This window comes from Salmonella sp. SJTUF15581 (genome assembly GCF_043356775.1).
GTDB classification, from domain to species: Bacteria; Pseudomonadota; Gammaproteobacteria; order Enterobacterales; family Enterobacteriaceae; genus Salmonella; species Salmonella enterica.
This window is the reverse complement of the sequence record NZ_JBEUJY010000003.1, coordinates 326,298-344,755: the sequence shown is the minus strand read 5'-3', so window position 1 is coordinate 344,755 and position 18,458 is coordinate 326,298. Positions and strand designations below refer to the sequence as shown.

The following is an 18,458-nucleotide window of genomic DNA, read 5'->3' as shown; positions in this document are numbered from 1 at the left end:
ATTAAACCCGGCAGGCCTGGGGCTGCCGGGGAAGGGGAATGTTATGTCGCTGCTTCTTCTTTCAATACGACACTCTCTGTCGAATCCGCCGTCACTGGCGCAGTGCGATGGATCTCCGCCACACGACGTCGCACGCCAAACCAGCCGGCGACCAGCAGAATGGCGATCAGCGGCAACGAGGCGATAGTGTAAGTTCCATTCGGGTAGTCAAACGCCATGAGTACCAGCACGCTTAGTAAAAACAGCAGCGTTAGCCAGGAGGTAAAAGGCGCGCCGGGCAGTTTAAAACTGACGTCTGCGGCTTTGCCTTCTTTTATCGCCTGGCGTAAACGCATTTGGCACACCATGATAAACGCCCACGATGCGATAATGCCGAGCGAGGCAAAATTAAGAACGATCTCAAACACGCGGGAGGGGACCAGGTAATTCAGGAACACGCCGACCACGTAAACCACCAGAGTCGCCAGAATACCCGCATAGGGCACATGCTGACGGCTCATTTTCGCCATGAATTTCGGTGCGGAACCCCCCATCGACATTGAACGTAAAATTCTCCCCGTACAGTAAAGCCCGGAGTTCAGGCTGGAAAGCGCGGCGGTTAACACCACGATATTCATAATACTGCCGATATAAGGCACGCCAAGTTTAGAAAAGAAGGTGACAAACGGACTTTGCCCCGCCTGATAGGCGTTCCACGGCAGCAGCAAAACCAGCAATACGACCGATCCTACATAGAAAAGACCAATACGCCAGATCACGCTATTGATGGCTTTTGGCACCATCGTCTGTGGATCTTTGCACTCCCCAGCGGCGGTACCGACCAGTTCAATCGACGCAAAAGCGAACACTACGCCCTGAATCAGTACCAGCGCGGGCAACAGGCCGTGCGGGAAAAAGCCGCCATTATCTGTAATCAGGTGAAAACCGGTGGCATTACCCTCAAGCGGTTGACCGGTACCGAGAAAAATCGTGCCTACCACCAGGAAGATAACAATGGCGAGTACTTTTATCAGCGCGAACCAGAACTCCATTTCGGCAAACCATTTTACGCCGATCATGTTCATGGTACCGACAATGGTTAACGCGCCGAGCGCGAACACCCATTGCGGAACGTCGCCAAATGCGCCCCAGTAGTGCATATATAACGCCACTGCGGTGATATCGACGATCCCGGTCATCGCCCAGTTAATAAAGTACATCCAGCCTGCGACGTAGGCCGCTTTTTCACCCAAAAATTCACGGGCGTAGGAGACGAAACTCCCGCTGGAAGGGCGATGCAATACCAGTTCGCCCAGCGCGCGTAAAATGAAAAAAGAAAAAATGCCACATATCAGATAGACCAGCGCCAGTGCCGGTCCGGCCATTTGCAATCGGGCGCCTGCACCTAAAAATAAACCGGTGCCAATCGCGCCGCCGATAGCAATCATCTGAACCTGACGATTCCCCATCGCTTTGTGATACCCCTCTTCATGGGCGTTCAGCCAGCGTCGTTTCGCCGCATGTTGTTCTGCGGCGTGCGTAGTCTGTGTTTTCATTACGTTACCTGTTATAGCCTGTCCTGACAGAAAAATTCCTTATGCCGCGACGGGCGCTCACCAATCGATTGCCTGCAATGGCGAATGCCGCTTTTCCCTGATTCTGTGACAAGGATAAAACCGCCGGCGGAGCATCCTACCTGCAATTGTTAAATGACGCAAAACATACGGGAAGAACAAAATGAGGATGTCGAGTTTATTTGTGTGGTCAGATGTGGTGCGGTGTGGTCACGATTCAGCCAGATAAGACGCCAGCACAAATCCGCAGTGATTACTTTGCGCAATAATTAATCAGGGTTAATCCATGGTGGGATTTATGGTCATAGATATGACCTCGAACGATAAACCACCTGACGATATTGCAGCAGCATAAGATAAGGCCGTTGCGCCTGTTATTCTCATTTTCTCCTGAAAATATATGCCTTTGAGCAATTTTGTTGATTGACATATCGTCATAATGAGAGAGGAGTAGGACATATAAAGCTATTGAGCAAAATTTGAAGGAGCAGGATATGCCACATACATCAGTTTCTACCTATGCCAGAGCTTTATCAGGAAATAAGCTACCTCATGTTGCTGCAGGAGATTATGAAAATAAATTATCAACAAAAATCATGAAAGGCATCTTGTATGTGCTTACCGCAGGATTAGCCTACGGATTTACAAGAGTAATTGAACATTATTGCAATGTTACGCCTAAAGTTGAGGAGTTCTGTGCCAATGCAGGGAATATCCATGATCACCTTGCTGATGCTGTATGTGATGGACTGTATGCTATAGATGTCGAGCTTTCTGATGGTCGGAGGTTAATATTCGAACAACTCTCGCTGATAGCTGGAGGTAAGCCAATCGTCAGGATATCGGATGGCGAACATTCCGTTGAGGTTGAGGGAACCTTTGAAGATATTTGTATGAGACTGGAAGAGGGCTTTTTAGAAGCGCCAGCGTACTATCATTATGATATTGATAAAGACCATAAAACCGTCAGAGAACGAATAGCAGCATATAATGCCTTACCTCAGGCATTAGGCGCCATTCCGAGTTTAGAACATTATATCGCTCGGGCCAGCGACATGCCGGAGGCGAAAGCGCAACGGGCGGCCGACATAAAAGAGCGTTACCGTAACTATTTGGACACTTATTAAAAAGCGTTTATGTTTAGCCAGTTTTGTTAGAAATCAGACTCGCTGAGCTGGCGTTAAAAATTTTAACACGCCGCTATTTTGGCGGCGTGTCGCAAAGAGATTCTCAGAACCCGATTTCCGTTTGTAGGCCAAAATCCCACGTACCTCCGGCGCTGTAGCCGGCCTGTCTTATTTTTTTCAAAAGTATCCAACGCTATTCCACGGATAGGGTATCCTGTTGCGCAGCGATATCCGCCTCAGCCTGTGTGCCGAACGCAAGCATTAATGTTAATGGAAGCCTCAGATGACCTCTTTTTTACATGCTTATTTTACGCGATTACATTGTCAGCCGTTGGGGGTTCCTACGGTTGAAGCGCTCAGAACGCTTCACTTAGCGCACAACTGCGCGATTCCTTTTGAAAATCTGGATGTGCTACTGCCTCGTGAAATACAGCTCGATGAGACGGCATTAGAGGAGAAACTGCTTTATGCCCGACGCGGTGGATACTGTTTTGAACTGAATGGCCTGTTTGAACGTGCGTTACGCGACATCGGTTTTAACGTCCGAAGCTTATTGGGGCGGGTCATTCTGTCTCATCCCGCCAGTTTACCGCCGCGCACGCACCGTTTGCTGCTGGTTGATGTTGAGAATGAGCAGTGGATCGCGGACGTGGGGTTTGGCGGCCAAACGCTAACCGCGCCGCTTCGTCTGCAGGCTGAAATTGCCCAGCAAACGCCGCATGGCGAATACCGCCTGATGCAGGAGGGGAGCACATGGATTTTACAATTCCGCCACCATGAGCACTGGCAGTCGATGTACTGTTTTGATCTGGCGGTGCAGCAGCAGAGCGATCATGTGATGGGCAATTTCTGGTCGGCTCACTGGCCGCAATCCCATTTTCGTCATCATTTGTTGATGTGCCGCCATTTGCCTGATGGCGGCAAGCTGACATTAACGAATTTCCACTTCACGCGTTACCACCAGGGACATGCCGTTGAACAGGCCAATGTACCGGATGTACCGTCGTTGTATCAGTTACTTCAGCAGCAGTTTGGTCTCGGCGTAAATGATGTAAAGCACGGTTTTACCGAGGCGGAGCTGGCCGCGGTAATGGCTGCATTTGATACCCATCCGGAGGCGGGAAAATAATTTTTTGCCGCGAGGATTTGCGGGCCTGACAAAGATTAAAAAGTAATGGCCCATTCGGCATGAAACAGAATGACCGCCTGGCCGGAGATGGTGACGTTTTCCGGCTGGTTATCGCGAATGGTGACGGTAACATCAACAGTACCCTCTTTGCCTAAAGCGCGCCCCTGATAGCCTTGAATCTGCAGCGTTTTACCGTCATGCGCCATCAGGCCATGATGGACGAGCCATGCACCCATCGGGCCATTGGCGTTTCCCGTTACCGGATCTTCCACAATCCCTATCGCCGGGGAAAACATTCGCCCATCGGTTTCGTTTTCTCCCGGACGAATCTGGAAAGGAAAAAAGCCGTTACAGCCAATTTGCTGGCTGATTGCCGTCAGGGCTGCCAGATTCGGAGAAAGGGCATCAATATCAACGTCTGGTTTGAGCAGGATCATCACTTTTGCATGTCCTGTTGAAGCTACCTGAATTGGCGCTCCCGGCACGATATCATCTTCAGTCAGGTTCAACGCGGTGATGATGGCAGCCCGAATCTCTCCGACTAGCGGTGGTTCAAAAGAGGGCTGACCTTGTTCCAGCGTGATGCGATAGTCGTTGTGTTCGGCATGAATTTCAACGCGATGACGGCCCGCTAACGAGGTTTGCCAGACGGTGGTGTTTCCCAACCCCAGTACCGTTGCCCGAACATAATGCGCGGCCACGGTGGCATGACCACAGATGGGGACTTCTACTGTCGGTGTAAAGTAGCGTATGCGCACATCACTCTCTTCGCTTTTTAGCAAAAAGGCGGTTTCCGAGTGACGAAGTTCACGGGCAATCAGCTGCATCTGCGCGTCGCTTAGCGTATCCGCATGTAAGACAACGCCAGCAGAGTTGCCGCGAAAGGGGTCGCTGGTGAAGGCGTCAACATGGTAAATCTGCGGTTTCATTGATGTTCTCCTTTGACTGAAGAATCATCATAGCCTGTGCGTTGCCGAATGACGACGCCCATGTGTTTTTCTTTGCCCGGTAAGCGTACGCCCCGGGCAAAGAGAATTAGCGGCGGGTACGAACAATCTGGTAGCGACGGGTGAAATACTCAAACGGCGCGCTCCAGACATGAACCAGACGGGTGAACGGGAAGAGCAGGAAAATAGTCATTCCCAGCACCAGATGAACGCGGAAAACAAACGCCACACCGTTCAGCATTTCCGAAGACCCGCCGCGGAAGGTGACAATACTTTGCGCCCAGCCCACCAACTTCATCATTTCGCTGCCATCCGGATATTGCGCCGAAAACGGAATGGTGCTCAGGCCAAGCAGACACTGAATCAGCAAAATGCTCATGATGATAATATCAGGTGTAGTGGATGTCGCCCGCACACGCTGATTGGTCAGACGACGCCACAGTAATCCCGCGCCGCCGATCAACGTTAATACGCCGCACACGCCGCCGAGGATCATCGCCATCTGCTGTTTTACCGCAATCGGCAGGAACCAGGCATACATCCAGTGTGGCGTCAGCATTCCAAACAGATGGCCAAAAAAGATCCCCAGAATGCCAATATGGAACAGATTCGACCATATCACCATCCCACGCTTATCCAGCATCTGGCTGGACGACGCGCGCCAGGTATATTGTCCGTAGTCATAGCGCAGCCAACTGCCGAGGAAGAATACCGTGGCGCAAATATAGGGGTAGATGTCGTAAAAAAAGACGTTCAGGTACTGTATCATTTCGGGCCTCCCGCGCTGACGTCGACGTACTGCGGCGCCGCGTCCTGGCTAAAGCGTCGTTGATAATGGTGTAACGGTGAACTGTCACAGGTCGTGGCGTTGTCTTCGATAAACTTCACCTGCTCTTCTTCCCAGACGGCATCCAGTGCCTGACGGGTATCATCCCGCGATTCCTGAATAATCTGTTTGGTGACACTGTCACTTGTAAGCGTACTGCCCGCCAGCGTCAGCAGGGCGTCAAACAGTTGATACCACGGCGCTCCTCGCTGTTTCAGACGACCGCCCAGTAGCGCCAGAATAGGGGCAATATTCTGTAATCCCTCGCGCGCTTCCGCTTTCGGCAACACGCTTAAGTACTCCAGATAGAGCGGCAGATGATCCGGCAGTTCGCGGCAGTTGAGCTGCAGGCCCACGGTTTCATACTGACTTAACAAATCGACCATCGACTGGCCGCGATCGCGGGACTCCGCATGAACATGCTCGAATAACAGCAATGAAGTGGCGCGCCCGCGGTCAAATACTTCACACCATTCTGCTTGTTTATCCAGTAACGGCGCATAAAGCAGCTCGCGAGTGAAGTCGGCCAGCATTGGCGCATCGTGTTGGATAAGGGTGAGCGCTTCATCCCGACATTCCCACAACTCGTCGTCCGGATACTCCATCAACAGGCCAATCGCTTTGAGGATTTGCATTATTCCCCCTCCGCTTTATCACGCACTTCGGTGATATTGATGGCATCAATACGGCTACTGTTGAACAGGTTGAATTTGGTATCCGAGCCGTGACAACCGTCGCCAAAAGTAAAGCCGCAGCCGTTGCGCTCCGGAAAGGCGTCGCGCGCCATTTCCCGGTGGCTGGTGGGAATGACAAAACGATCTTCATAATTGGCAATCGCCAGGTAGCGATACATCTCTTCAACCTGTTGTACGCTCAGACCCACTTCGTCAATCGCGCGGGTATCCGTCACGCCTTCAACCGTCTGCGAGCGCATGTAGTGGCGCATCGCCATCATCCGCTTTAGCGCCCGAATGACCGGGCCGGTATCGCCCGCGCTGAGCATATTGGCCAGGTACTGGACCGGAATACGCAGCGTCTCCACCGCTGGCAGAATATTGCCATTGTGCGGCAACCCGCCCGCGTCGGCGTATGACTGGATGGGCGATAGCGGCGGTACGTACCAGACCATCGGCAGGGTACGGTATTCCGGGTGCAGCGGAAGCGCCAGCTTCCAGTCCATCGCCATTTTGTACACCGGCGACCGTTGGGCGGCGTCGATGACGTTTTGCGGGATGCCCTGTTTAAGCGCCTCTTCGATGACCGCCGGATCGTGCGGATTGAGAAACACATCGCACTGACGTTCATACAAATCTGTCTCGTGTTCGGTACTGGCCGCTTCTTCAATCCTGTCGGCGTCGTAGAGCAGAACGCCAAGATAACGGATGCGCCCGACGCAGGTTTCCGAGCAAACGGTCGGCTGGCCGGATTCAATACGCGGATAGCAAAATATGCATTTCTCAGACTTGCCGCTCTTCCAGTTAAAGTAGATTTTTTTGTACGGGCAGCCGCTGATACACAAACGCCAGCCCCGGCATTTATCCTGGTCGATTAGCACGATGCCGTCTTCTTCACGCTTATAAATAGCGCCACTTGGGCAGGTGGCGACACAACTGGGGTTCAGGCAGTGTTCGCACAGGCGCGGCAGGTACATCATGAAGGTGTTTTCGAACTGACCGTACATCTCCTTTTGTATGTTGTCGAAGTTACGGTCGCGGGCGCGTTTTTCAAACTCGCCGCCGAGCAGCTCTTCCCAGTTTGGCCCCCAGATCACCTTGTCCATCCGTTTTCCGTCGATCAGTGAACGCGGACGGGCAGTGGGCTGATGCTTACTCTCCGGCGCTGTATGTAAATGCTGATAATCGAAGGTAAAGGGTTCATAGTAATCATCGATTTGCGGAATCACCGGGTTGGCGAAAATTTTGCTAATTACCCCCATTTTGCCGCCCAGACGGGGTCTTATCTTGCCATTAACATCACGAACCCAACCGCCTTGCCACTCCTGCTGGTCTTCCCAGTTTTTGGGATAGCCGATGCCCGGTTTAGTTTCGACGTTATTGAACCATGCGTATTCCATCCCTTCACGTCCGGTCCAGACGTTTTTACAGGTGACGGAGCAGGTGTGACAGCCAATACATTTATCGAGATTCAGTACCATCCCAACCTGTGAGCGTATTTTCATTTTTTCGCCTCCTGTGCCTGATCCCGGCCCTCATCATCCAGCCAGTTAATGTTTTTCATTTTCCTGATCATGATGAATTCATCGCGATTCGAACCCACGGTTCCGTAATAGTTGAAGCCGTAAGCCAGTTGCGCATAGCCGCCGATCATATGCGTCGGTTTTGGACAGACCCGGGTCACGGAGTTATGGATCCCGCCGCGCATCCCGGTGACTTCCGAACCCGGAATGTTCATAATCCGCTCTTGGGCGTGGTACATCATGGTCATACCCGGCGGGACGCGCTGGCTGACCACCGCACGAGCGGTAAGGGCGCCATTAGCGTTGAAGGCTTCAATCCAGTCGTTATCTTCAATACCCAATTCACGGGCATCGGCTTCGCTGATCCAGACAATCGGCCCGCCGCGCGACAAGGTCAGCATCAGCAGGTTTTCGCTGTAGGTGGAGTGAATTCCCCATTTCTGGTGCGGCGTCAGGAAGTTAAGCGCTTTTTCCGGGAAACCGTTGGGCGGAATTTCTCGCATTTCGCTGACGCTGCGGGTATCAATCGGCGGACGATATGCCACCAGGCTTTCGCCAAAAGCGCGCATCCACGCATGATCCTGATAGAGTTGTTGCCGCCCCGACAACGTGCGCCACGGGATCAGTTCATGTACGTTGGTATAGCCGGCGTTATAAGAGACATGCTCGCTTTCCAGCCCTGACCAGGTCGGGCTGGAGATAATTTTGCGCGGTTGCGCCTGGATATCACGAAAGCGAATTTTCTCATCTTCTTTATTGATGGCCAGATGGGTGTGCTCGCGCCCGGTCATCTCGCCCAACGCCTGCCAGGCTTTCACCGCCACCTGGCCGTTAGTTTCCGGCGCTAAGGCAAGAATCACTTCCGAAGCATCCAGCGCGGTGTCGATCCGTGGACGTCCTTTCGCCGGGCCATCGTGTTTGGTGTAATTGAGCTTACCGAGGAAATCGACTTCATCTTGCGTATTCCAGGCAATACCCTTACCGCCGTTGCCTAATTTATCCAGCAGGGGACCCAGCGAGGTAAAACGTTCATAGGTGGCCGGATAATCGCGTTCAACCACGACGATATTGGGGGCGGTTTTGCCCGGAATAAGTTCGCACTCGCCTTTACGCCAGTCGAGAATATCAAATGGCTGCGCCAGTTCCGCCGGGGAATCATGCTGGAGCGGGTGTAACACCACATCGGTTTCCTGTCCGAGATGTCCGACACACACTTCAGAAAAGACGCTGGCGATACCTTTGTAGATTTCCCAGTCGCTTTTGGATTCCCAGGCAGGATCGACCGCGGCGGAAAGGGGGTGGATAAACGGATGCATATCCGAGGTATTCATATCGTCTTTTTCATACCAGGTGGCGGTCGGCAAAACGATATCGGAAAACAGACAGGTACTGGACATACGGAAATCAAGCGTGACCAACAGATCGAGCTTGCCCTCAATCGCGGCGGACTGCCATTCCACCTCTTCAGGCTTAATTCCTTCGCTGGAACCCAGCGCTTCGCCCTGGATACCGCTGTCGGTGCCCAGCAGATATTTGAGCATATACTCATGACCTTTCCCGGAGGAGCCGAGCAGGTTAGAGCGCCAGACAAATAAATTTCGCGGGTGATTATGACCACTGTCGGGCTGTTCGCAGGCAAAACGGATAGCGCCTGATTTCAACGCCTGCACGGTATAATCCGCCGCAGACAGCCCGGCTTTAGCGGCGCTCGCTTTCACGCTGAGCGGGTTAAGATTAAGCTGCGGCGCCGAGGGTAGCCAGCCCATACGTTCCGCGCGCACGTTGAAATCGATCAGGTGTCCGGAAAATTTAGCCGGATCGGCCAACGGCGACAGCAACTCTTGCGCAGTCAGTTTTTCATAGCGCCACTGGCTGGCATGGTTGTAGAAAAACGAGGTACTGTTCATCTGACGCGGTGGGCGATTCCAGTCCAGCGCGAAGGCCAGCGGCAGCCAGCCGGTTTGCGGCCGCAGCTTCTCCTGGCCGACATAATGCGCCCAGCCGCCGCCGGTTTGTCCAACACAACCGCAGAACACCAGCATGTTAATCATCCCACGGTAATTCATATCCATGTGATACCAGTGATTCACTCCCGCGCCGAGGATGATCATCGAACGACCGTGAGTTTTATGGGCGGTCTCGGCAAATTCACGCGCAATAGTTTCGATATGTCGACGCGGCACGCCGGTAATCTGTTCGCCCCAGGCCGGCGTGTAGGCTTTTACGTCGTTATAATTATTGGCGCTATGGCAGTCATCCAGACCACGATCCAGCCCATAATTAGCCAGCACCAGATCGTAAACGCTGACGACCATCCGCTCGCTACCGTCCGCCAGAGCCAGGCGTTTCACCGGTAACTGACGTACCAGCACCGGTTCCTGCCGCACGCTGCGGAAATGTGGGTTTTCGTTACCGCCAAAATAGGGGAAGGCGACACCCGCCACGTCATCATGCTGACCAAGTAAAGAGAGCGACAGTTCAGTTTCGACGCCTGCCGCCACCGGTTCCAGGTTCCATTTTCCCTTTTCTCCCCAGCGAAAACCGATAGAACCGTTGGGCGCGACCAGTTCGCCCGTACTGTTGAACGCGACGGTTTTCCATTCCGGATTATTGGCTTCTCCCAGTCCATCCACCAGATCCGACGCGCGTATCATACGCCCCGGTACATAACTGCCGTCTGCGCGCTCATCCAACAGGACCAGCATTGGCATGTCGGTATAACGGCGGCAATAGTTAAGAAAATAGTCGCTGGGATTATCGAGATGAAACTCTTTTAAAATAACGTGACCCATGGCCATCGCCAGCGCGCTGTCGGTACCTTGCTTTGGCGCCAGCCACTGATCGCACAGTTTAGCGACTTCGGAATAGTCCGGGGTGATGGCGATTGTCTTGGTGCCTTTGTAGCGCACTTCGGTAAAAAAGTGGGCGTCCGGGGTACGCGTCTGCGGCACGTTAGAGCCCCAGGCAATAATGTAGGCTGAGTTATACCAGTCGGCGGACTCCGGCACATCAGTCTGCTCGCCCCAGGTCATTGGCGACGCGGGTGGAAGATCGCAATACCAGTCATAGAAGCTCAGACAAGTACCGCCAAGCAATGACAGATAACGTGTTCCGGCGGCGTAAGAAACCATCGACATTGCCGGAATAGGTGAAAACCCCGCCACACGATCCGGACCATAGGTTTTGATTGTCCAGACGTTAGCGGCGGCAATGAGCTGATTCAGCTCTTTCCAGTTCGAACGAATAAAGCCGCCATGTCCGCGCACCTGTTTGTAACTTTGGCATTTTTGCGGGTCGTTCATTATAGATTCCCATGCCCGTACCGGATCGCTGTGCCGGGAAAGAGCCTCGCGCCACAGTTCTATCAGCCGCTTACGCGCCAGAGGGTATTTCAGACGATTGGCGCTATAGAGATACCAGGAGTAGCTGGCGCCGCGCGGGCAGCCGCGCGGTTCATGGTTCGGTAAATCGGGACGCGTGCGCGGGTAGTCGGTTTGCTGGGTTTCCCACGTCACCAGACCGTTTTTGACATAAATTTTCCAGCTACAGGAGCCCGTGCAGTTGACGCCGTGGGTTGAGCGCACGATCTTATCAAACTGCCAGCGCTGGCGATAACTGTCTTCCCAGTCGCGGTTGGTATGCATCACCTGACCATGGCCGTCGGCAAAGGTATCGCCTTTTTGTTTAAAGTAACGAAAGCGATCCAACAGTTTACTCATGACATTTCTCCTGCTTCGATAAATTTTCCGCCATCCTGTCGATTTGGCGTTAAACCATTACCGGATGGCCGTCCTACAGGTGCGTATGTTGTTATTGTTGTTTAGGCTTACGACGCCCGTAGACCAGCCAGGTCAGCAGGACGCAAGCGAGGTAAAACAGCAAAAAGATTTTCATGGCGCCCACCGGCGAGCCGGTCAAGGCCAAAGAGGTGCCAAACGCTTTTGGAATAAAGAAGCCGCCCACAGCGCCAATAGCGGAGATAAAACCGAGCGCGGCGGCGGTATCCGTCACCGCTTCGCGCTGCGCCTGCTCATCGCTCCCGCCGCGCAGTTTGACGTTGTAGAGCGTGATCTGACGGAAGATCACCGCAATCATCTGGAAGGTAGAACCGCTGCCGAGACCCGCTGTCAAAAACAGGCCCATAAAAACAAGATAGAACGCGCTAAAGCTGCCTGCGCCGGAGCCTGGCAGCGTGAGGAATAGCAAGGCGGTAAACAGCGCCATAAAGATAAAATTAATGAGCGTGACGCGAACGCCGCCGAATTTATCGGAGATCACGCCGCCTGCCGATCGCGCCAGCGCGCCGATAAAGGGGCCAAAGAACGCCAGTTGCAGAATGTTTACGTCGGGAAATTGCGTTTTGGCGAGCATGGCGAAACCTGCGGAAAAGCCGATGAATGACCCGAATGTCGCCAGGTACAGCAGGCTAAGCAGCCACAGGTGCAGACGTTTTAGCACCGGCAATTGCGAGGCGACAGACGCTTTTGAACTGCCGATATCGTTCATACCAAACCAGGCGGCAAGCGTCGCGACAGCCAGTAACGGCACCCAGATCCAGGCGGCGTTAGTGAGGGCGAGCAGGGAGCCATCAGGTTGCGGCACGCCCTGGACGCCTAAAAAAGTAAATATCGGCAGAAAAATAACCAGCGGCGCAATCAACTGCATCACACTGACGCCAAGATTTCCCAGTCCGCCGTTAATACCCAACGCGCTACCTTGTCTGGCTTTTGGAAAGAAAAAACTGATGTTGCCCATACTGGACGCGAAGTTTGCCCCCGCAAAACCGCACAACAGAGCGATGAGCATAAATACCCCGAAAGGGGTGGCGGGATTTTGCACGGCGAATCCCAGCCAGGCGCAGGGAATAATCAATATTACGGTGCTTAATACGGTCCATTTACGACCACCAAACAGTGGCACCATAAAGGAGTAGGGAACGCGTAATATTGCGCCGGAAAGAGAAGGTAATGCGGTTAATAAAAAGAGTTGGTCGGTGGTAAAATTAAATCCAATTTTATTGAGGTTGACGGCAACAGCGCTAAACAACATCCAGACGCAAAATGCCAGGAGCAAACAACTTACTGAAATCCATAAATTTCTTCTGGCGATGCCTTTCCCTTTATTCTCCCAGAAGGCTGGATTTTCGGGTCGCCAGTCACTCAAGAGATAACGGTTATAATTCTCGTTTTGTCGTGTCATTTTACCCCTCACATGCGCATATCATTTGAGAAAAAACACAAAAAAGAGACAGAGCGTCACGCGCTCTTTTGAGAACTTATTGAAGTTTTTTTAGAATATTGAGTGAAAGAATAGATAAAAAACCAGGCCAGCGCGGCGCGAAGAGGAGATATGATGTTTCTTAATTGTTACTATTTGTAAACTAAAAGTGATTTTTATTAAATTATTTGTAACTTTACGCAAAGAGTTCAAGCGTAATCATCCGATCCAGATGGTATTTAAACGCGGGATCGGCCATTTCCGGAATACCCAGCACATACATACCGTCCAGCCCGCACACCAGTGCGATAAGCCGCCAGGCAATATCTGTGGCGTTAGCAGTAAACGTAAATTCTCCTGCCTGTTTGCCCTGCTCGATAATTGTGACCGTTTCCTCATGCCACATCTGCATCGTGAGGAGATAAGCATCTCTGATGTGCGGATCCCGATCGGCCAGAATTTGCGCCTCTCGCCACAATTTTATGTAAGGCTCAAAGCCGCCGTCTTCGCTACCCAACATAGCGTGAAGCCGTGCACGCCAGGTGGCGGGCGGCGGAACTTGCCCGGCATCAAGCAGGGTGCGGATCAAATGGACAAAGGCCAGCGCTTTGAGCTCACCCGCCGAGCTGAAGTGGTGATGCACCTGGCCGGCGGCGACATCGGCTTCTGATGCGATTCGTCGCACCGTCATGGCGGCAAACCCCTCTGCCAGCGCCACGCGCATCGCCGCTTGCAGGATCACTTCGCGGCGTTCATCCCGGTTAAGGTAACTCATATTTTCCCCACATTAGCCAATGCGCGCAGTGTAACAAAAAGCTGGACATTCGTTCAACTTACCGTAGGATCTTGAAACTGGACAAGCGTCCAAATTTGAGTTTTTGAAGGGAGAGTTATGTTTCGTCAGTGGTTAACGTTAGTCATTATTGTGCTGGTCTATATTCCTGTCGCCATTGATGCCACGGTCTTGCATGTCGCCGCTCCGACACTGAGTATGACACTGGGGGCCAGCGGCAACGAGCTGCTGTGGATCATTGATATTTATTCTTTGGTCATGGCTGGCATGGTGTTGCCGATGGGCGCGCTTGGCGATCGTATCGGTTTTAAACGCCTGCTGATGCTGGGCGGGACGCTCTTTGGCCTGGCGTCACTGGCGGCGGCGTTTTCGCATACCGCCAGTTGGCTTATCGCCACCAGGGTATTACTGGCTATTGGCGCGGCGATGATTGTACCAGCGACGCTGGCCGGGATACGCGCCACCTTTTGTGAAGAGAAGCATCGCAACATGGCGCTGGGCGTCTGGGCAGCGGTAGGTTCGGGCGGAGCGGCGTTTGGGCCGCTCATCGGCGGCATCTTATTAGAGCATTTTTACTGGGGATCGGTTTTCCTGATCAACGTGCCGATTGTGCTGGTCGTCATGGGCTTAACCGCCCGCTATGTTCCTCGCCAGGCGGGCCATCGTGATCAACCGCTCAATCTTGGCCATGCGGTGATGCTGATTATTGCCATTTTGCTGTTGGTTTATAGCGCTAAAACCGCGCTGAAAGGACATCTGTCGCTGTGGGTCATCTCGCTTACCCTGCTTACCGGCGCGCTGCTCCTGGGACTCTTTATCCGCACACAGCTTGCGACATCGCGTCCGATGATTGATATGCGACTATTTACCCATCGCATTATCCTGAGCGGCGTCGTGATGGCGATGACCGCGATGATCACTCTGGTGGGTTTTGAGCTGCTGATGGCGCAAGAGCTGCAGTTTGTTCACGGGCTATCGCCTTATGAGGCCGGGGTATTTATGCTGCCGGTGATGGTCGCCAGTGGATTCAGCGGGCCGATTGCGGGCGCGCTGGTCTCGCGTCTGGGACTACGGCTGGTCGCGACGGGCGGCATGGCGTTAAGCGCGCTGAGTTTTTATGGCCTGGCGATGACGGATTTCAGCACCCAGCAATGGCAGGCCTGGGGGCTGATGGCGCTGCTGGGATTTAGCGCCGCCAGCGCATTGCTGGCTTCCACGTCGGCAATTATGGCCGCTGCGCCGGCAGAAAAAGCGGCGGCGGCCGGCGCGATAGAAACGATGGCTTATGAACTGGGCGCGGGACTGGGCATTGCCATTTTCGGTCTGTTGTTAAGCCGTAGCTTCTCCGCGTCTATCCGTCTGCCTGCCGGGCTTGAGGCGCAAGAGATTGCCAGAGCGTCATCTTCAATGGGAGAAGCCGTGCAGTTGGCGAATAGCCTACCGCCCACGCAGGGGCAGGCAATACTGGACGCCGCCAGACATGCCTTTATCTGGTCGCATAGCGTGGCGTTAAGCAGCGCCGGGAGTATGCTTCTTTTGCTGGCGGTAGGGATGTGGTTCAGCCTGGCAAAAGCCCAACGCCGATAACATAACGCCTGGTGAGATAAGCGCTTAATGCGCTAGCTGGCAGGGGGAGTCCATTTCCTCAACCTCTTTACCGCTGAGGCGTGCGTATTGCCCCGTCAGTCGCCAGAAGGCAGGCTGGGTTTCGGTATAAATTTCCGCAGCCAGAATCAGCCGACGGCGATCAACTTCGTTCAGTTCCAGTAAGGTCCAGGGAATAAAATAGCGATCGGTATCGGTAAGCCGAAACCACAGCGGACACCCGCAGCCGGAACAGAAGTAGCGTTCGCCGCGCGAAGAGGATGAAAAGTATGGCGGTTCCGGGGAAAGGGGGGCTAGCTGTGGTTGCCCGCAGGCTTCCAGATACATGGCTATTCCACCCGACCATTTTTGACACAGCGTACAATGGCAGGCATAGACATCCAGCATTTCGACGTCAACGGTAAAATGGCTCTGTCCGCAAAGACAACGACCAGTGAACGTCTGCACGGCATACTCCTTATGACCGAGTCTACATCAAGAGAAAAAGCCAGCCCTGAAAGGACTGGCTTTGTATTCAGACTACAACAAAATTAGAACTGGTAGTTCAGACCAACAGCAACGATGTTGTCAGTGCTGATCTGCGCAACATTTTTAGTGAAGTTGGTGTCATCCAGCAGGTTGATTTTGTAATCAACGAAGGTGGACATGTTTTTGTTGAAGTAGTAGGTAGCACCGACATCGATGTACTCAACCAGATCCTGGTCGCCGTAAGCACCCAGATCTTTACCTTTGGATTTCAGGTAAGCAATGGACGGACGCAGACCGAAGTCGAACTGGTACTGAGCAACAGCTTCAAAGTTCTGAGTTTTGTTAGCAATACCGTCGATTTTACCGAATGTGGTCATATTCAGCGTTTCGGAGTAGGTGGTCGCCAGATAGATATTGTTCGCATCATATTTCAGACCAGCAGCCCACACTTCCGCATTCTGGCCAGAAGCATACAGGCCATTGGTGCCGTTGCGCACCTGACGGTCAGTACGGTCAGACTTCGCATAGGCCGCACCCACGCCAAAACCTTCGTACTCATACGTTGCGGACAGACCGAAACCGTCGCCGTTTGCTTCTACTTCATTGTCACGATCGTTTTTGCCCTGATACTGCGCGGCAAAGTTCAGACCTTCAACCAGACCGAAGAAATCGGTGTTACGGTAGGTGGCAACGCCGGTAGCACGCTGGGTCATGAATACGTCAGTCTGGGTCCAGGTATCGCCACCGAACTCTGGCAGAACGTCGGTCCATGCGCCGATGTCGTAAGCAACGCCGTAGTTACGACCGTAGTCGAAAGAACCGTATTCAGCGAATTTCAGACCAGCGAATGCCAGACGGGTTTTGTCTTTGTCGGAACCTTCAGATTCAGTACGGTTGCCTTTGAATTCATATTCCCACTGGCCAAAACCAACCAGTTGGTCATTGATCTGCGTTTCGCCTTTAAAGCCCAGACGCGCGTAAGTTTTGTCACCATCACTTCCGTTATCATCAGAGAAATAATGCTGAGCGTGAACTTTACCGTACAGATCCAGTTTATTGCCGTCTTTGTTATATACCTCGGCTGCATTTACAACGCCTGCTGCCAACAGGGAAGTCACTGCCACTGCCACTAACTTAAGTTTCATTTTAATAATCCTTATAATTTTCTTAGCGTGTTTCCTCAACCATTGTTAAACGAGGCGTTTGTCAATGGCAGACTATTTTTAAATGACGGAGTGGCATAAGTTCAATAATAAGTTTCATAAGATTACAAATTATTTTAATTTGTGTGATCGAGATCTCCTTAATACATTTGAGAGTATTAATTCAAATAGGGACTGTCTAATAAGATATATTTTCGGAGGGGACTATTGGGCTGTTTATGGTTTTATTTTTGGTAGTAACGACTGATTATTATATGCACTAATAACAGTTGCGAGCTAACGTTAATTATATATTTATTAATATAATTGCATCATCACATTAACATATTTAACGATTTTATAAAATTCATTTTTACCAGCGCAATCCTGGTGTGGCGCAGGAGGAGCACGTGAAAATGGAAAATCGTCAAATACACACAGGCAATAGATAAAAGCGTAGTTGTGTTATGAAGAGTGTCAAGGTACAGCGGGTCGATTTAATATCAACATCGGCCCGCCCGTCACTATTAGCGCCGCCGCGTTGCCAGCCAACAAAGTAGTGAACCTACGCAAACCATGACTGCGCCTTGCCAGAAGGAGAATGACAGTGGTGAGCTGAGTAACAGCGCTGCCAGAGCAGAGGACATGACGGGGGTAAAATAAGACCCTACGGCCATGATAGTCACATTGCCATGAAGTATGCCCACATTCCATGCTGCGTAGGCAAACCCCAACGTTAATGCCGCGGTAAAAAGTTTAGCAATCACCGGTAGGCTAAATATCATGGCAGGTTGCGGCGTAAGAAAATAGTGGAACCACAACGCCACGGCGGTGAGTAACACAAAGACGGTGATACCGTTAAAACCACGCGCATATTTATTGGTGATGGTGCAGTATGTCGCCCATATAAACGCCCCAAGAAATGCCAAGAAATAACTTAGCGGACTGGTGGCGACATTGTTGATAATTTCTCCGGCATTAAGACCATTCTCGCCCCCCAGAACCCAGCAAACGCCAGTAAGTGCAATAAGCAATCCAGGAACAATAAGCCAGTTAGTTTTTTGCCCGTTAAAAAGAATGGCAAACAGAATGGTCAGGCTGGGCCATAAATAGTTAACCATGCCGACTTCGATAGCCTGATGGCGAGTGGCGGCATAACCGAGAGAAAGCGCCAGGCATATTTCATAACTGACAAACAGTACACTGCCTGCGATGAGGTATCGCCCCGGGAAACGACGGATATCAGGTAATCCGACGGTAAAAATCAGCAGCAGGCCGCTTAATGAATAGATCATGGCTGCGCCGCCTACCGGTCCGAGACCTTCGCTGACGCCGCGAATTAACCCAACCATCGTGCTCCACAGAACGATGGCAACAAGCCCTATTAGCGTTGCTTTTTGTGATGTCATGCTTTGTGACTGTCCTGAATACCGCGCAAAATAAACTGCCACTTA

14 protein-coding genes are annotated in these 18,458 nt (G+C 52.3%); 3 read left to right on the top strand and 11 right to left on the bottom strand.

The window, feature by feature from the left end:
- Positions 1-41 precede the first annotated feature (41 nt).
- Positions 42-1,535 carry an L-asparagine permease gene (gene ansP, locus ABVN36_RS08540; RefSeq protein ID WP_000857112.1) on the bottom strand — a complete coding sequence of 498 codons (1,494 nt, stop codon included), beginning with the start codon at positions 1,533-1,535 and terminating at the stop codon, positions 42-44.
- A gap of 512 nt (positions 1,536-2,047) precedes the next feature.
- Between ansP and steA the strand changes: the two genes are divergently transcribed.
- Both steA and nhoA read left to right on the top strand, forming a co-directional pair.
- Positions 2,048-2,680, top strand: coding sequence for a type III secretion system effector SteA (gene steA, locus ABVN36_RS08535; RefSeq protein ID WP_023138163.1), 633 nt, complete (start codon positions 2,048-2,050; stop codon positions 2,678-2,680).
- A 283-nt stretch (positions 2,681-2,963) separates the two neighbouring features.
- Positions 2,964-3,809 (top strand): N-hydroxyarylamine O-acetyltransferase, encoded by an 846-nt coding sequence (gene nhoA, locus ABVN36_RS08530; protein ID WP_023138162.1) that lies wholly within the window; start codon positions 2,964-2,966, stop codon positions 3,807-3,809.
- Between the two features lie 35 nt (positions 3,810-3,844).
- Here the strand turns inward: nhoA and ABVN36_RS08525 are convergent, their stop codons facing one another.
- The 7 genes from ABVN36_RS08525 to ABVN36_RS08495 form a co-directional block, all read right to left on the bottom strand.
- Complete coding sequence (locus ABVN36_RS08525; protein WP_023138161.1) at positions 3,845-4,738, bottom strand: PhzF family isomerase; 894 nt, start codon at positions 4,736-4,738, stop codon at positions 3,845-3,847.
- A gap of 106 nt (positions 4,739-4,844) precedes the next feature.
- On the bottom strand, positions 4,845-5,525 hold the full coding sequence (gene narI / locus ABVN36_RS08520) for a respiratory nitrate reductase subunit gamma (RefSeq protein ID WP_000617103.1): 681 nt from the start codon (positions 5,523-5,525) through the stop codon (positions 4,845-4,847).
- Positions 5,522-6,217, bottom strand: a complete 696-nt coding sequence (narW, locus tag ABVN36_RS08515; RefSeq protein ID WP_023138160.1) for a nitrate reductase molybdenum cofactor assembly chaperone — start codon at positions 6,215-6,217, stop codon at positions 5,522-5,524. Before narW ends, narI begins: the two co-directional genes overlap by 4 nt.
- Positions 6,217-7,761 (bottom strand): nitrate reductase subunit beta, encoded by a 1,545-nt coding sequence (gene narH, locus ABVN36_RS08510; RefSeq protein ID WP_000702603.1) that lies wholly within the window; start codon positions 7,759-7,761, stop codon positions 6,217-6,219. The genes narW and narH overlap by 1 nt, the downstream gene beginning before the upstream one ends.
- Positions 7,758-11,498 carry a nitrate reductase subunit alpha gene (locus ABVN36_RS08505; RefSeq protein WP_023138159.1) on the bottom strand — a complete coding sequence of 1,247 codons (3,741 nt, stop codon included), beginning with the start codon at positions 11,496-11,498 and terminating at the stop codon, positions 7,758-7,760. Before ABVN36_RS08505 ends, narH begins: the two co-directional genes overlap by 4 nt.
- A 91-nt stretch (positions 11,499-11,589) precedes the next feature.
- The gene (locus tag ABVN36_RS08500; protein WP_000198251.1) at positions 11,590-12,978 is read right to left on the bottom strand and encodes a NarK family nitrate/nitrite MFS transporter; all 1,389 of its coding nucleotides are present in this window, start codon (positions 12,976-12,978) and stop codon (positions 11,590-11,592) included.
- 214 nt (positions 12,979-13,192) lie between these two features.
- A complete protein-coding gene (locus tag ABVN36_RS08495; protein ID WP_000121044.1) occupies positions 13,193-13,771 on the bottom strand; it encodes a TetR family transcriptional regulator in 579 nt (192 codons plus the stop codon).
- Positions 13,772-13,888: 117 nt separating this feature from the next.
- On the opposite strand from ABVN36_RS08495, the gene smvA reads away from it, so the two are divergent.
- The gene (smvA, locus tag ABVN36_RS08490) at positions 13,889-15,376 is read left to right on the top strand and encodes a methyl viologen efflux MFS transporter SmvA (RefSeq protein WP_023138158.1); all 1,488 of its coding nucleotides are present in this window, start codon (positions 13,889-13,891) and stop codon (positions 15,374-15,376) included.
- Positions 15,377-15,400: 24 nt separating this feature from the next.
- Here the strand turns inward: smvA and ABVN36_RS08485 are convergent, their stop codons facing one another.
- From ABVN36_RS08485 to yddG, 3 genes are all read right to left on the bottom strand, one after another.
- Positions 15,401-15,781 carry a GFA family protein gene (locus tag ABVN36_RS08485; RefSeq protein WP_014343841.1) on the bottom strand — a complete coding sequence of 127 codons (381 nt, stop codon included), beginning with the start codon at positions 15,779-15,781 and terminating at the stop codon, positions 15,401-15,403.
- A 143-nt stretch (positions 15,782-15,924) separates the two neighbouring features.
- Positions 15,925-17,007, bottom strand: a complete 1,083-nt coding sequence (gene ompD, locus ABVN36_RS08480; protein WP_000769043.1) for a porin OmpD — start codon at positions 17,005-17,007, stop codon at positions 15,925-15,927.
- Between the two features lie 524 nt (positions 17,008-17,531).
- Positions 17,532-18,413: an aromatic amino acid efflux DMT transporter YddG gene (gene yddG, locus ABVN36_RS08475; protein ID WP_033903579.1), complete on the bottom strand. Its 882-nt coding sequence runs from the start codon at positions 18,411-18,413 to the stop codon at positions 17,532-17,534.
- Positions 18,414-18,458: the final 45 nt, after the last annotated feature.

Coding starts and splice junctions, on each gene's coding strand:
- ABVN36_RS08500 (WP_000198251.1), bottom strand. CDS start 12,978: ATGACACGACAAAACGAGAATTATAACCGTTATCTCTTGAGTGACTGG.
- ABVN36_RS08485 (WP_014343841.1), bottom strand. CDS start 15,781: ATGCTGGATGTCTATGCCTGCCATTGTACGCTGTGTCAAAAATGGTCG.
- ABVN36_RS08495 (WP_000121044.1), bottom strand. CDS start 13,771: ATGAGTTACCTTAACCGGGATGAACGCCGCGAAGTGATCCTGCAAGCG.
- ompD (WP_000769043.1), bottom strand. CDS start 17,007: ATGAAACTTAAGTTAGTGGCAGTGGCAGTGACTTCCCTGTTGGCAGCA.
- narW (WP_023138160.1), bottom strand. CDS start 6,217: ATGCAAATCCTCAAAGCGATTGGCCTGTTGATGGAGTATCCGGACGAC.
- steA (WP_023138163.1), top strand. CDS start 2,048: ATGCCACATACATCAGTTTCTACCTATGCCAGAGCTTTATCAGGAAAT.
- ansP (WP_000857112.1), bottom strand. CDS start 1,535: ATGAAAACACAGACTACGCACGCCGCAGAACAACATGCGGCGAAACGA.
- yddG (WP_033903579.1), bottom strand. CDS start 18,413: ATGACATCACAAAAAGCAACGCTAATAGGGCTTGTTGCCATCGTTCTG.
- nhoA (WP_023138162.1), top strand. CDS start 2,964: ATGACCTCTTTTTTACATGCTTATTTTACGCGATTACATTGTCAGCCG.
- narH (WP_000702603.1), bottom strand. CDS start 7,761: ATGAAAATACGCTCACAGGTTGGGATGGTACTGAATCTCGATAAATGT.
- ABVN36_RS08525 (WP_023138161.1), bottom strand. CDS start 4,738: ATGAAACCGCAGATTTACCATGTTGACGCCTTCACCAGCGACCCCTTT.
- narI (WP_000617103.1), bottom strand. CDS start 5,525: ATGATACAGTACCTGAACGTCTTTTTTTACGACATCTACCCCTATATT.
- ABVN36_RS08505 (WP_023138159.1), bottom strand. CDS start 11,498: ATGAGTAAACTGTTGGATCGCTTTCGTTACTTTAAACAAAAAGGCGAT.
- smvA (WP_023138158.1), top strand. CDS start 13,889: ATGTTTCGTCAGTGGTTAACGTTAGTCATTATTGTGCTGGTCTATATT.